Raw genomic sequence first — 13,091 nt, 5'->3', positions numbered from 1 at the left:
CGGGCTTGCTCGCGAAGGCGTCAGGTCAGTCAATCTCTTTGTTGAATGACACTGCGCTTTCGCGAGCAAGCCCGCTCCCACAGTTTCGATTTGCAGGGTTACATAACGTGTTTTTCAGGCTCCGGAATGCTCGCCGAGCCCAACACCGCCGGCAATAACCCCGCGCGCAAGTCCCCGCCACTGGGCTGTTGATACAGACTCAGTCCGAACTCCGGCAGCACCGCCAGCAGATAATCAAAAATATCCCCCTGAATCCGCTCGTAATCGGCCCACACGGTGGTGCGGGTGAAGCAGTAGATTTCCAGCGGAATGCCCTGCGCGGTGGTTTGCATCTGGCGAACCATGCAGGTCATGTTCGGCTGAATTTCCGGATGACTCTTCAGGTACGCCAGCGCATAAGCGCGAAAGGTGCCGACATTGGTCATGCGCCGACGGTTGGCCGACATCGCCGCGACATTGCCTTGGGCCTCGTTCCACGCCTTGAGCTCGGCTTTCTTGCGACTCATGTAGTCGGTCAGCAGGTGCACTTGCGAGAGCTTTTCTTCTTCGTCATCGCGGATGAAACGCACGCCGCTGGCATCGATGAACAGGCTGCGCTTGATCCGTCGTCCGCCGGATTGCTGCATGCCGCGCCAGTTCTTGAACGACTCGGACATCAGGCGCCAGGTCGGGATCGAGACGATGGTCTTGTCGAAATTCTGCACCTTGACCGTGTGCAGGGTGATATCGACCACGTCGCCATCGGCGCCGACCTGCGGCATCTCGATCCAGTCGCCAACGCGCAGCATGTCGTTGCTGGTCAACTGCACGCTGGCGACGAATGACAGCAACGTGTCCTTGTAGACCAACAGGATCACCGCCGACATTGCACCCAGACCCGACAGCAGCAACAGCGGCGAACGGTCGATCAGGGTGGCGACAATGATGATCGCGCCGAACACGTACAAGACCATTTTTGCCAGTTGAACATAGCCTTTGATCGAGCGCGTGCGGGCGTGTTCGGTGCGCGCATAGATGTCGAGCAAGGCATTGAGCAGGGCGCTGATCGCCAGCAGCAGGAAAAGAATGGTGAACGCCAGCGCCACGTTGCCGAGAAAATTCATCGAGGTTTTGCTCAGTTCCGGCACCAGATGCAGGCCGAACTGGATCACCAGCGATGGCGTCATCTGCGCCAGGCGCTGAAACACCTTGTTGTGCCGGAAGTCATTGATCCAGTGCAGGGCTGGCTGGCGACCGAGCATGCGGCTGGCGTGCAGGATCAGGTAGCGCGCCACTCGTCCGAGCACGAGCGCGATCACCAGCAGCACCATCAGCGCCAGTCCCGACTGCAAGAGCGGATGCTGTTCAAGGGTGCCCCAGAGGTCCTGGGCGTTGAGCCAGAGCTGTTTGATATCCATAAGCGAAACGTTTCTTCTATAAAGACGCGAGGGGCAATTAGAGCATTTAAGACGCTGCGTATTGCGGTCGGCGACAAAACGGGCAACAAAAAAACCACTGATTGTCACCGTTTGCACAAAGAAACTCGGCCTGAGTGCTCGAAACCGGTAATCTATGCAGCTGTTTTTTTGCATATCTTCGAGGTAGCACCCGTGTTTTCCCAATTCGCCCTGCACGAACGCCTGCTTAAAGCCGTGGCCGAGCTGAAATTTGTCGAGCCAACGCCTGTGCAAGCCGCGGCCATTCCGCTGGCGCTCCAAGGGCGTGATTTGCGGGTGACGGCGCAAACCGGTAGCGGCAAGACTGCCGCTTTCGTTCTGCCGATCCTCAATCGTCTGATCGGGCCGGCGAAGATTCGCGTCAGCATCAAGACGCTGATCCTGCTGCCGACCCGCGAACTGGCCCAGCAGACGTTGAAGGAAGTTGAGCGCTTCGCGCAGTTCACCTTCATCAAGTCCGGCCTGATCACCGGCGGTGAAGACTTCAAGGTCCAGGCGGCGATGCTGCGCAAGGTGCCGGACATCCTCATCGGTACGCCGGGGCGGATGATCGAGCAACTCAACGCCGGCAACCTCGACCTCAAAGAAGTCGAAGTGCTGGTACTCGACGAAGCCGACCGCATGCTCGACATGGGCTTCGCCGAAGACGTGCAACGTCTGGTCGACGAATGCCCGAACCGTCAGCAGACCATGCTGTTCTCCGCCACCACTGGCGGTTCCGGCCTGCGCGAGATGATCGCCAAGGTGCTGAACAATCCTGAGCACTTGCAGCTCAATGCGGTCAGCCAACTGAACTCGACGACGCGTCAGCAAATCATCACCGCCGACCACAATCAGCACAAAGAGCAGATTGTGAACTGGCTGCTGGCCAACGAGACCTACCAGAAAGCCATCATCTTCACCAACACCCGCGCCATGGCCGACCGCATTTATGGCCGTCTCGTGGCTCAGGAATACAAGGCGTTCGTGCTGCACGGCGAGAAAGACCAGAAGGATCGCAAACTGGCGATCGATCGCCTGAAGCAGGGCGGCGTGAAGATCCTCGTCGCGACTGACGTTGCGGCCCGTGGTCTGGACGTCGATGGCCTGGACATGGTGATCAACTTCGACATGCCACGCAGCGGCGACGAGTACGTACACCGTATCGGTCGTACCGGCCGCGCCGGCAACGATGGCCTGGCGATCTCGCTGATCTGCCACGGCGACTGGAACCTGATGTCGAGCATCGAGCGCTACTTGAAGCAGAGCTTCGAGCGCCGCACGATCAAGGAAGTCAAAGGCACCTACGGCGGGCCGAAAAAGGTCAAGGCCTCGGGCAAAGCCGTCGGCGTGAAGAAGAAAAAGACCGACGCCAAGGGCGACAAAAAGAAAACCGCCGCCAAGACGCCGACCAAGCGCAAGAGCGTCAACCGTCCAAAGCCGGATTCTCTGGTGAGCAGCGACGGCATGGCCCCGCTCAAGCGCCGCAAGCCGGCCGAGCCTGCGGCTGAGTAAGCTTTAGTATCGCGCATAAAAAAACCGGACATTGTCCGGTTTTTTTATGTCTCAACTGTCGGCTTTTTTCTCCGCCGAACCCAGTTCCTGCAAGCGCTTATCGATCAGCTGACACTTGTCAGGTAGATCGGCGCTGGCCGTGCCCAGATTCATTTTCTGCAACTCGGCGTTGATTTCCTTGGCCTTGGCCGGATTTTGCTCGGTGAGTTTCGCAACCTCCTTGGCCAGTTGCTCACGTTTGACCGCGGCCTCTTCGGGCGTACAGGCCCAGACGGGCAGGGCACAGGCGAGCGTAGCGGCGAGGGACAGCTTGATCAGGGTTTTCATGGGCAGGCCTCAGTTCCGGTTAAGGCGGGTTAACCGGTTGAGGGCTAAAGCCTGGGAAAAGTTCAGTGTGCTTAGCAGTGAGGATTTGGATCAGAAGTCCAACTCACTTAGCGAAGTGCCGATGCAGCGATCAAAGATATCGATAAGAGGTTGATCAACTCCGTAGAAGGAGTGAATGCATGCATCAATCCATCCTTCGCGATCCACTGAATGCCAATCGATTGAATAGCCTGCGTTGAGAATAATGTACTCAAAGACGATACGCTGGGTTCGTCCGTTACCTTCTCTGAACGGGTGGGCAACGTTGATATTTCCATACGTCTCGGCCACGGTGTGGATGAGGTGATCACGAGAATAGTCCTCGAACCAGCCCGCAGCGGCCATTTTCGAAAACTCTTTTTCGACCTCGCGCTCAATGAAGTCCGGGCTGCAAAAACGGGTGCTGCCTTTGCTGATCGCCAGCGTGCGGATTTCACCCGCCCAAGAATAAACTTTTTCGAATAAGGTGCGGTGAACGTCCCTCAACGTAGCAAGACTGTACGGAGGGGTAATGAATTCAAGCTTCGCGGCAGCTACTTCGTTGATATAGCGTTCCGCTTCGTCCAGATCCTCCGCAGTGCGTAAATCGAGCAGATTGATGAGTACGTCTGACCCCGGATAGCAATCCGGGGCTTGGTCAGCACCGTATTTATCATTACTCAAGGTTTTACGTGCCGGACGGCTTTCAAGGCAGCCTCCCGAGTAGGAAGTTTGATGTCTCCATCGCAAGGCGAAGGAGCGAAACCTTCCAGACGCAAACTAGCTGCGAAGTTGGCTCTGCGATGCTTGGCGAACCAAACTTTCTTGGTTTCTAAACTGAGCTTTTCCATCCTGCCCCCTCAATGTCAGGTGCGCCTATTATAGCGGACGGGCACCCGATGGGCCCGATGACCTAGCATCGCACAATCGAAAGTCCTGGTGAATCCACTCGCCGTGCGCTTTCGGCGCAGAAGTACGCCAGGCTAGCCTACGGTCACAGATTACGCTCAAGAACGCTGCTCGCCATGACAGCAGCCCGGCTTCATCGCTTCGTCGTACCGATCATGATGCCGCACCCATTCCATGATCTCGTCCTCATTTCTGCCCTTGGGCGTCAGATCAAGGTAGTGGTAAGCGCCGACCAGCATGTCCAGGCCTCGGGCGTAAGTGGAGTAGGTATGGAATATCTCGCCTTGGTCGTTTCGATAAAACACGCTCAGCCCCGGCATTTCTTCCTCGGCGCTGTCGGTTTTTTCGTAGTTGTACGTGGCTTTTCCCTCCGCGACGTCTTCAGCCCGAGCGCAGACGCCGAAGTCGTAATTGAAGTCGCAACCCTCGGACGAAACCCAGTCGAATTTCCAGCCCATCCTTTGTTTGAATGCCTGAAACTCGTTAAACGGCGCGTGGGACACTGCCACCACCGCGACATCGTGGTGGGCCAGATGTTGATTGGCGCCGTCGATGTGATCACTGAGGAACGAGCAGCCCTGGCAACCTTCCTGCCAATCTTTGGCGAACATGAAGTGGTAAATGATCAACTGGCTGTGCTTGCCGAACAGGTCGTTGAGTTTCAGTTCGCCGCTCGCGCTCTGGAAATGGTAATCCTTGTCGACCTTGACCCACGGCAGGGCGCGGCGCTCGGCGCTGAGGCGGTCGCGCTCCCGGGTGAAGGCTTTTTCGTGGGCCAGGTGTTGCTGGCGGGCGGCGAGCCAGGCTTCGCGTGTTACCACCGGATGGTTCTCAACGTTCATGACGATGTCTCCTGCGGGGTTAAACCGGCTGTTTCAGACTAGTCGTTTAACGTACCGAAGAATCGACACACCGTCGGTCGGTCGGACGCCGTAAATGCGGCTGAACGGCTGCGCAGCGCTTCGGTCACAACCTTTGAACGCGGCACACATCACCCGCACCGGAGGTTGGATCAGGATGACGACTTATAACTGGGATTTGATTGAGCGTTTGCTGCATGAAGTGCAGAACAGCGCTGGCCACAGCTTCGCCCCACGCGCTTATGCCGAGGACCATGCGGCCGAGAAAGCCAGCGCTGGCGAGCCGATCGACAATCTGGACCACTTGAAAACCCTGGCCTGTGATTATGAAAAGCTCTTGCTTGAGCGCGGCTACATCGAGCCGCGTCCGGACCATGAGGGCAGTACCGGCAATAATTTCATTCTGACGCCGCGTGGTTCCAGCCTGCTGAGCCTGATCGACAGCAGCATTCCCGGCAATGACCATCCGCGTCAGGTGCTGGATGAGCAGGAGGATGCGCTGGATGAAGTGACATTTGATGAAGTCGCCTCCAAGGCGCAGATTGCCTGACTGAACACCGACCCCTGTAGGAGTGAGCCTGCTCGCGATAGCGGTCTCTCAGTCACAGATGTACTGACAGGGAAAACGCTATCGCGAGCAGGCTCACTCCTACAGGGGGATGTGTATTTCTCAAGATTTGTGTGCGGCCTTCAGGCACTTCAGGTCATTGAAGTCTTTGCGCACGCCCTCGATCTTCTTCAACAAGCGCTCTCGCTGTTGCGGCGTGCTCTCGGCCATAAGGTCGACAAACAGTGCACGTGCCTGCGCTTCCGTGTTGGCGTAGGCCTTGCGGTAATCCGCTGTCCATAACTGCTCGCGGTTGACCAGAAGCGTCTCGATGCGTTGTGGGAATTGCGGACTCTGGCGTTGCGCAACGGCGGCGCTGAACTGTTGCTGCCAATGGGCGCGGTTGGCAATCCACTGGGTGTTCTGATCGCCCAGCGCGTTGCTCCAGGCTGCGACGCGTTGCTTCTGCGTGTCGCTCAACGGTCCCAGCCAGTCATTCAGGCGCTTTTCCATGCGCTCTCCGCGTTCCTTGATCTGTTGCGCCAAGGGCGGTTTGAGGTATTCCTGCTGGCGCTTGCGCAGATCCTTGGCGAACGCGTCGTTCATTTCCGCGACCTGTTTATCGTCCAGGCCTTGCAGCAGTTCGATGGCCGACGGGGTGATTTCCCGCGCGGTTTCGGCGATCGCCTGTTTGGCTTCGGCGGTGCGTTCCTGCAGGGCGGCGTCGGTGATTTGATTGCGTTCGACCATGGCCTGCAATCGGTCCAGCCAGTCAAGGTAACCCGGCAATTGTGTGGTGCAATGCCAGCTCAAGTGGCCTTTGAGGCGTTCGTTGAACCAGTCTTTCTGCTCGCCGTTCATGTCCACGTAGTCGCCAAGCGTCCACGGGATGATCACGTCGAGGTTGCGGTAGGCCAGGCCGACACGGCTGCAGGCGCCGAGGGCGAGAGTGAAGATCAGCAGGGCGGCAATCTGTTTGAACCAGCGAGACATGGGCAAATCCTTGCGAGAGCCTGGCTTCGGGAATCTGATTCTTATGTGATGCAGGATGCGCGCGGCAGTTCAGCCGATCAATAGAAGGCGTGGGCAGCCTTGAGGGTGACGAGACCGTCGCACTGGCTGTTGTGCCCGGAATAGGCCGAACAATCGCTGCCGCTGAGGCTGGAATTGCTATAGATCAGGTCGAGATCGACGCCCATGAACGGCCGGGACAACTTCACCGACCAGTCGGTGAAACTGCTGATATAGCCACCGTCCACCGCGGCGGGGGTGTTCAGTTGATGGGTAGTGTATTTCATGCTGACACCGATGCCGAACGGTTGGTTACCGCCGAGATCGGCAAACAGCGTGTTGTTCTGTTTATCCGGGTCGTTGCTCAAGGCGACGCCGAAGCGGCTGCCGAGCAGGGTCAGCCCGCCGAACACCTCCTGACTGTCGAGGGTGTCCACGCGAGGATAGCTGTAGTGGATCATTCCGACTTCATAGCCGAGGGTCTGATCGAAAGGCTGCTTAAAGCCTACGTAGGAGTCGATTTCAAGATTCTTGCCCGGCGTGATGCCCATGCTCGGTGCGTATTGGCCGAAATACACGCCGCTGTCGTGACTCAAGTCGAGGCCGCCATGGAATGAGCCGACCGCCGCCGGTTTCACCAGGCCCTGGGCCATGCTGCGGCTGGGAGTCGTGCCGAGTTTGAGATCGAAATCGCCCAGTTCGCGCTGAAAAACCTGGGCGTGCGCGGTCGCTGCCGATAGCAGGCTGACGAGCAATAAACAGGAAGATAGGCGCATGCGTCACTCCATGAACCGCGAGCGCAGGACCATGGGCCTGCTGAAACGCTTGATCTAGACGCGTGCAAGGATACCGGCGAATGCTCGGCATTGATGGCCGTTCGTCGATTTTCGAGGTTTTTGTTTAAAGCGAAGGGGGAATTGCGCGGTGCCAGTCCAGGCGCTTCGAAGCTCAAAGCGCCTCTGGACGGGGGTAAACCGGGTTGTTACTTCTTGCCCAGGCTGATCTGCTTGGACGGGCCGAACGTCTGGCCGCTGACGCCTTTGGCAATTTGCTGAATTTCGCCGCCGGATTTGAGGAACGCTGCGATTTGATCGTTAATCGATTCGCTGGTTTCAACGGCTGGAGCTGGCTTTGCTTTGCTGGTGGATGCTTTTACACGCATGGCGGCCATTAACCTTTAGAAAAGTAACTCGGCCAGGCATCGTACAGGAATAACTTGACAATTGCTTGGTAAATATCCCCCGGAATAACCAACCCCGGCGCTGCATTATTGTCGCTTCGATGTTCGTAATAGGTGGCTAAGCTGCTGTTTTAAATACGAACATTTATTCTGACGGTGCTTCGGCGGATGGCCGCCACGCGCTCGGCTGGACTGACGAGTGGCATCTCGTCGGGCTGCAAACGAGGAAAATCAATGCGTTGAAGCAGATTTAGCGCTGCGAGGATCTGGCGCCCGACGTTGCCGGTAAAAACGGGTAGAATGCCGCCCACGCAATGAGGGTTCTGGAAATGGCTTTAGTCGGGCGTTACAACAGTTTGCAAGTGGTTAAACACACTAACTTCGGTTTATATCTGGACGGCGGTGCTGACGGCGAGATTCTGTTGCCCAACCGTTATATCCCCAAAGATATTCCCAGCGAAGATGAAGACTGGCTCAATGTTTTTATTTATCTGGACAGTGAAGACAAACTTCTCGCCACCACGGAAAAACCGAAAGTTCAGGTCGGCGAATTTGCCAGCCTGAAAGTGGTTGAAGTCAACAGCATCGGGGTATTCCTCGATTGGGGGCTGCCAAAGGATCTGTTGTTGCCATACTCGGAAGAGAAACGGCAGATGACCGCCGGCGACTATTGCGTGGTGCATGTCTACCTCGACAAACACACCCGCCGCATCACCGCCACCGCGCGGCTTGATCGTTATCTGGACAAGACCCCTGCGACTTATAGCCCGGGCCAGGAAGTTGACCTGCTGGTGGCCGAAGCCACCGACATGGGCTTCAAGGCGATCATCAACAACAAGCACTGGGGCTTGATCCATAAAAACGAAATCTTCAAGTTCATGCGCTCGGGCATGCGCGAAAAAGGCTTCATCAAGGAAGTGCGCGCCGACGGCAAAATCAGCCTGAGCCTGCAACCGGTCGGCCAGGAAGCGGCCAGCAGCCTGAGTTCGAAGATCCTCGGCAAGTTGCGTGAAAACGACGGCACCCTGGCGGTCAGCGACAAGAGCGACCCGGCGTTGATCAGCAGCCTGTTCGGCGTCAGCAAAGGCAACTTCAAGAAAGCCATCGGTTCGCTGTACAAGGAAGGCAAGATCGTCATTCACGCCGATCGCATTGAACTGACCTGAGTTCTCGCAGGCCCATGTTGGCGCTGCCGAAGGCTCGGGCCGCGTTCGGACGATCTGTTGATCTTGATCTTGAAAAAACAGATCAAAAACATCGCAGCCGTCGGCAGCGCCTACATCAAGAGAGATGAGCAAATGAAAAAGCCGCTGATCGCATACGTCGCTACGCTGCTGACATTTTTGTTGCTCGACGGCATCTGGCTCGGGCTGCTGATGGCGCCGACCTATCGCGAACTGCTCGGTGCGCTGATGCTGGAAAAACCGCTGCTGGTCCCCGTAGCGGTTTTTTATTGCCTGTACGTTTTCGGCTGTGTGGTGTTTGTGGTGTTGCCGGCGCTGAGCTGGCAGCGAGCGGCGAAGCTCGGTGCGCTGTTGGGGCTGGTGGCCTATGGCACCTATGACCTGACCAATTGGGCGACCCTGCGCGGCTGGTCGATGCAGGTGAGTTTGATGGACTGGGCGTGGGGAACGGTGGCGACTGCAGTTGCCTGCACGGTGGGTTATTTGATGGCGAAGCGATTCGCATGAGCTGATCTTTCAGTTGCGTTGGCAATGCTGGCCACTTCGCGAGCAAGCCCGCTCCCACAATGAATTCCCCTCGTTCACACATTCCACTTCCACCACAAATCCCCTGTGGGAGCGGGCTTGCCCGCGAATGACGGCGCAGCCGTCAACCATTCAGCACTGGCGTCACTGGCGAACTAAATGTCTTTTCCAGACGCCTTTTTCCGCGCGTCTGATTGATAATCCTCAACATTGATTTCTGACCATTGGATGGCCTGCCATGTTGTGTGCGTACGAGGTGTTGCGGTGAGTGCCGAGCGGCGTAATGCCGACGGGTTTGCCCTGCAAGTGATGATCGGCCTGTGCCTGATCTGGGGTGTGCAACAAGTGCTGATCAAGTGGGCTGCCGCAGACATCGCGCCGGTGATGCAGGCGGCGGGGCGCTCGGGGATTTCCGCGCTGCTGGTCGGCCTGCTGATCTGCTGGAAGGGCGGCTGGGATCAGGTCGGCAGCACTTGGCGTGGCGGCTTGCTGGCCGGTGCGTTGTTTGGTCTGGAGTTCCTGTTCATCGCTGAAGGTCTGCAACTGACGACCGCCGCGCACATGTCGGTGTTCCTGTATACCGCGCCGATTTTTACTGCACTCGGCGTGCATTTCCTGCTGGCCAGTGAGCGCCTGCGACCGTTGCAATGGCTGGGGATTCTGCTCGCGTTCATCGGCATCGCGATTGCCTTCGCGGGCGGTGTGTCGTGGGATAACCTCGACCGGCGCATGCTGCTGGGCGATGCCTTCGGCGTGCTGGCCGGCGCTTGCTGGGGCGCGACCACCGTAGTGGTGCGTGCCTCGCGATTGTCGGAAGCGCCGGTAACGCTGACCTTGTTTTATCAGTTAATGGTCGGTTTCATCGGCCTGCTGTTGATTGCGCTGTTCAGCGGCCAGATCACCCACGTCAGCCTGACCACCGTGGCGGTGGCCAGCGTGCTGTTTCAGGGACTGGTGGTGTCGTTCTTCAGTTACCTGGTGTGGTTCTGGCTGCTGCGCCGTTATCTGGCGGCCAACCTGGCGGTGTTCTCGTTCATGACGCCGTTGTTCGGCGTGACCTTCGGCGTGCTGCTGCTCGGAGAAGCGTTGAGCCTGAACTTCGTCATCGGCGCCGTACTGGTGTTGCTCGGCATCACGTTCGTCAGTGCCGAACAGTGGCTGCGTCGGCGTTTGCGCAAAGCGCTGGGCCAGCGTTAGTCGACTGCCGCGCCAGACCTCCGGCAATCAACAGGCCTGCGCCGGCGATGACCAGTGCCGGCTGCAAACCGCCACTGAAATGACTGCTCAGCGCCGCCAGCAACGGGCCGCTGAGCTGGCCGATGGCAAAGCACGCCGTCAGCAGGCCGGCATTACGCTGGACAGCGTGGGGCGCCAGCTCCCGCGAGCGCTGCATGACCAGTTGCATGCAGGCCAGAAACGGCGTGCCGCACAGGAGCACGCCCAACGCCAGGCCGAGGCCACTGCCCAGCAGGCAGGCAAACACGCCGGCCGCTTGCAGCCACAGCGTCGCCATCAGCCAGTGCCGCGTGGTTTCGCGATCATGCCGGCGCAAGCTCACCAGCCACACGCCAATCGCCGCGCCCAGGCCGAAGCACGGCCAGAACAGATCTGCTTGCCATTGCCCGTGAAACTGCGCATTGGCCATTTGCGCGAGAAACGTCGCCGGGATGATGTAGCCGATGCCGTACAGCGCGTACACCAGCGCCAACCTGCCGATGCCACGACTTGCTGAAGCCACTTGGGTCGTCGCTGCCGTCACTACAACCGGGGGCTGCGGCAGGAGCCGCCAGACCCCGAGCATCATCAGCAACGCGGCGCCGGCATAAATCAGCCACAGCGTCGCTGATGTCTGCTGCAATCGATGTGAGATCAGCGCCAGCGACCCCGTCAGAAAAATTCCCAGACCCGGCCCGGCAAAGACCAGCGCGCCCCAGCGTGGCCGACCCGCTGCCGCCGCCAGTGGCTGACTGAGTGACGTGATCATCACCAGCACCCAGGCGCTGGCGACGCCGGTGCCAAAGCGCAGCATCAGGTGCGACCAGAAACCGTTGGCCCAGAACGAGGCCAGTGTCAGCAGCACGCATAGCCACAAACCGCCGTGCAGGCGGCGCTGCACCTGCTGCGGACGATGCGCGAACATCGCATCCACGGCACCCAGTAGATAGCCGAGGTAGTTGGCCGCCGCGATCAGGCCGGCGGCCGTCAGGTCGAACTGGCCTTCGCTGAGCAGATGCGGCATTTGCGGAGTCAGGGCGAAACGTCCGATGCCCATGGCCATCATCAGGGCAACGAAGCAGGCGGATAAGCGAATCAGCGGCGACATGGTCGGGCTTCCGTCAAAAGAACAATGACCGTCAGGCTAGGGCTGATTGACTTTCTTTAAAATTGAATAATAGTGAGTAACTTGTTCTGTTCAGGAGAAAGTTTGTGGAGTTCAGCCAACTGCGGATTTTTCAGGCCGTTGCCGAAGAAGGTTCGATCACCCGTGCTGCCGAACGCCTGCACCGGGTACCGTCGAATCTGTCGACCCGCCTGAAACAGCTTGAAGAGCAATTGGGCGTCGAACTGTTCGTCCGCGAGCGTCAGCGTTTGCAGTTGTCGCCTGCGGGAAAAGTCCTGCTGGACTACACCGGCAAGTTGTTCGCCCTGCGTGACCAGGCCAGTGCTGCGGTGATGGGCGGTCAACCGGCGGGGGATTTTGCCTTGGGCACCATGTACAGCACGGCGGCGATCCATCTGCCGGCGTTGCTGGCGCGTTATCACAAGCAGTACCCGGCGGTGAATCTGCAAGTGCAGTCGGCGCCGAGCGGTGAGTTGCTTGAAGGTCTGCTCAGCGGACGCCTTGATGCCGCGTTGGTCGATGGCCCGCTGGAACTGGCCGGACTCGACGGCGTGCCGTTGTGCGAAGAACGGCTGGTGCTGATCACCGAAATCGATCATCCGCCGGTGCGCAGCGCGCTTGATGTGCAGGGGCGCGCGGTGTTCACCTTTCGGCAGGGCTGCTCTTATCGCATGCGCCTGGAAGCCTGGTACGCCCACTACCACGCGGCCATGGGCCGGGCGATGGAAATCGAGTCGTATCAGGGCATGCTCGCCTGCGTGATCGCCGGCAGTGGCGTGGCGCTGATGGCGGAATCGATGCTGGCCAGTCTGCCCGGCCGCGAAAGTGTCGCGGCGCATCCGCTGGCCGAGCCGTTCGTGGCTGCGACAACGTGGCTCATGTGGCGCAAAGGCATGGTCGGAGCGAATCTCAATGCATGGATCGAGGTGCAGCAAGCGGTCTATCCCGCGCCTGCGCTGGAGACCCGTGAAATAGCGTGAACCTGTTGCAACAGATTCTGTTCAATTCAGTAACAGATCATTGCGGATTTCACCGAGCATTGCGTAGGACTTCGGACTATTATCAGTGCGAAGCCGCCACAGAATTCCGGCCGCTCAGCACCACCCTGAAGGGGGCATACGATGAAAGAGAAAATTCAAAACTGGCTGCACGACCTGGGTGTTGCCCTCGGCTTGATCGAACCGCCTCTGCAACCGGTACCGATTCGCACTGATGACGAGCAGCGTCGGCGCCAGCCACGTCGGCGTTAATACCACCGA

The 13,091-nt window shown here is 58.5% G+C and carries 16 protein-coding genes; 7 read left to right on the top strand and 9 right to left on the bottom strand.

Annotated elements, in window-relative coordinates; translation table 11 throughout:
• Positions 1-98: 98 nt before the first annotated feature.
• Positions 99-1,397 carry a mechanosensitive ion channel family protein gene (locus HU739_RS10430; RefSeq protein ID WP_186548759.1) on the bottom strand — a complete coding sequence of 433 codons (1,299 nt, stop codon included), beginning with the start codon at positions 1,395-1,397 and terminating at the stop codon, positions 99-101.
• Between the two features lie 192 nt (positions 1,398-1,589).
• On the opposite strand from HU739_RS10430, the gene HU739_RS10425 reads away from it, so the two are divergent.
• Complete coding sequence (locus HU739_RS10425; protein ID WP_186548757.1) at positions 1,590-2,930, top strand: DEAD/DEAH box helicase; 1,341 nt, start codon at positions 1,590-1,592, stop codon at positions 2,928-2,930.
• Between the two features lie 51 nt (positions 2,931-2,981).
• Here the strand turns inward: HU739_RS10425 and HU739_RS10420 are convergent, their stop codons facing one another.
• The 4 genes from HU739_RS10420 to HU739_RS10410 all read right to left on the bottom strand — a co-directional run bounded on the left by HU739_RS10420 (position 2,982) and on the right by HU739_RS10410 (position 5,026).
• Positions 2,982-3,257 (bottom strand): hypothetical protein, encoded by a 276-nt coding sequence (locus tag HU739_RS10420; protein ID WP_186548755.1) that lies wholly within the window; start codon positions 3,255-3,257, stop codon positions 2,982-2,984.
• 90 nt (positions 3,258-3,347) lie between these two features.
• Positions 3,348-3,959, bottom strand: coding sequence for a Fic/DOC family protein (locus HU739_RS10415; protein WP_186548753.1), 612 nt, complete (start codon positions 3,957-3,959; stop codon positions 3,348-3,350).
• Complete coding sequence (locus HU739_RS26715; protein WP_225922823.1) at positions 3,956-4,126, bottom strand: YhfG family protein; 171 nt, start codon at positions 4,124-4,126, stop codon at positions 3,956-3,958. Before HU739_RS26715 ends, HU739_RS10415 begins: the two co-directional genes overlap by 4 nt.
• A gap of 156 nt (positions 4,127-4,282) precedes the next feature.
• Positions 4,283-5,026: a DUF899 domain-containing protein gene (locus HU739_RS10410; protein ID WP_186548751.1), complete on the bottom strand. Its 744-nt coding sequence runs from the start codon at positions 5,024-5,026 to the stop codon at positions 4,283-4,285.
• 175 nt (positions 5,027-5,201) lie between these two features.
• On the opposite strand from HU739_RS10410, the gene HU739_RS10405 reads away from it, so the two are divergent.
• The gene (locus HU739_RS10405; protein WP_186548749.1) at positions 5,202-5,594 is read left to right on the top strand and encodes a transcriptional regulator; all 393 of its coding nucleotides are present in this window, start codon (positions 5,202-5,204) and stop codon (positions 5,592-5,594) included.
• A 120-nt stretch (positions 5,595-5,714) separates the two neighbouring features.
• Here the strand turns inward: HU739_RS10405 and HU739_RS10400 are convergent, their stop codons facing one another.
• From HU739_RS10400 to HU739_RS10390, 3 genes are all read right to left on the bottom strand, one after another.
• Positions 5,715-6,584, bottom strand: a complete 870-nt coding sequence (locus HU739_RS10400) for a DUF6279 family lipoprotein (RefSeq protein ID WP_186548747.1) — start codon at positions 6,582-6,584, stop codon at positions 5,715-5,717.
• A 77-nt stretch (positions 6,585-6,661) separates the two neighbouring features.
• Positions 6,662-7,378, bottom strand: a complete 717-nt coding sequence (locus HU739_RS10395) for a TorF family putative porin (RefSeq protein ID WP_186548745.1) — start codon at positions 7,376-7,378, stop codon at positions 6,662-6,664.
• A 206-nt stretch (positions 7,379-7,584) separates the two neighbouring features.
• Complete coding sequence (locus HU739_RS10390) at positions 7,585-7,773, bottom strand: hypothetical protein (protein WP_016985943.1); 189 nt, start codon at positions 7,771-7,773, stop codon at positions 7,585-7,587.
• 338 nt (positions 7,774-8,111) lie between these two features.
• Between HU739_RS10390 and HU739_RS10385 the strand changes: the two genes are divergently transcribed.
• The 3 genes from HU739_RS10385 (at position 8,112) to HU739_RS10375 (ending at position 10,688) form a co-directional block, all read left to right on the top strand.
• A complete protein-coding gene (locus HU739_RS10385; protein WP_186548743.1) occupies positions 8,112-8,948 on the top strand; it encodes a CvfB family protein in 837 nt (278 codons plus the stop codon).
• Between the two features lie 132 nt (positions 8,949-9,080).
• Positions 9,081-9,473 (top strand): DUF2177 family protein, encoded by a 393-nt coding sequence (locus HU739_RS10380; RefSeq protein ID WP_186548969.1) that lies wholly within the window; start codon positions 9,081-9,083, stop codon positions 9,471-9,473.
• 282 nt (positions 9,474-9,755) lie between these two features.
• Positions 9,756-10,688 (top strand): DMT family transporter, encoded by a 933-nt coding sequence (locus HU739_RS10375; RefSeq protein WP_186548741.1) that lies wholly within the window; start codon positions 9,756-9,758, stop codon positions 10,686-10,688.
• Here HU739_RS10375 and HU739_RS10370 read toward each other — a convergent pair.
• Positions 10,633-11,814 carry an MFS transporter gene (locus HU739_RS10370; protein WP_186548739.1) on the bottom strand — a complete coding sequence of 394 codons (1,182 nt, stop codon included), beginning with the start codon at positions 11,812-11,814 and terminating at the stop codon, positions 10,633-10,635. The two genes, HU739_RS10375 and HU739_RS10370, sit on opposite strands and share 56 nt — an antisense overlap.
• 104 nt (positions 11,815-11,918) lie before the next feature.
• Between HU739_RS10370 and ptrR the strand changes: the two genes are divergently transcribed.
• Both ptrR and HU739_RS26890 read left to right on the top strand, forming a co-directional pair.
• The gene (gene ptrR, locus HU739_RS10365; protein WP_186548737.1) at positions 11,919-12,812 is read left to right on the top strand and encodes a putrescine utilization regulator PtrR; all 894 of its coding nucleotides are present in this window, start codon (positions 11,919-11,921) and stop codon (positions 12,810-12,812) included.
• A gap of 141 nt (positions 12,813-12,953) precedes the next feature.
• The gene (locus HU739_RS26890) at positions 12,954-13,082 is read left to right on the top strand and encodes a PA1414 family protein (RefSeq protein WP_003184145.1); all 129 of its coding nucleotides are present in this window, start codon (positions 12,954-12,956) and stop codon (positions 13,080-13,082) included.
• Positions 13,083-13,091 lie beyond the last annotated feature (9 nt).

This window comes from Pseudomonas hamedanensis (genome assembly GCF_014268595.2).
Lineage (GTDB): Bacteria > Pseudomonadota > Gammaproteobacteria > Pseudomonadales > Pseudomonadaceae > Aquipseudomonas > Aquipseudomonas hamedanensis.
The sequence above is the reverse complement of the archived record's forward strand: the minus strand, read 5'-3'. Positions and strand labels throughout refer to the sequence as shown.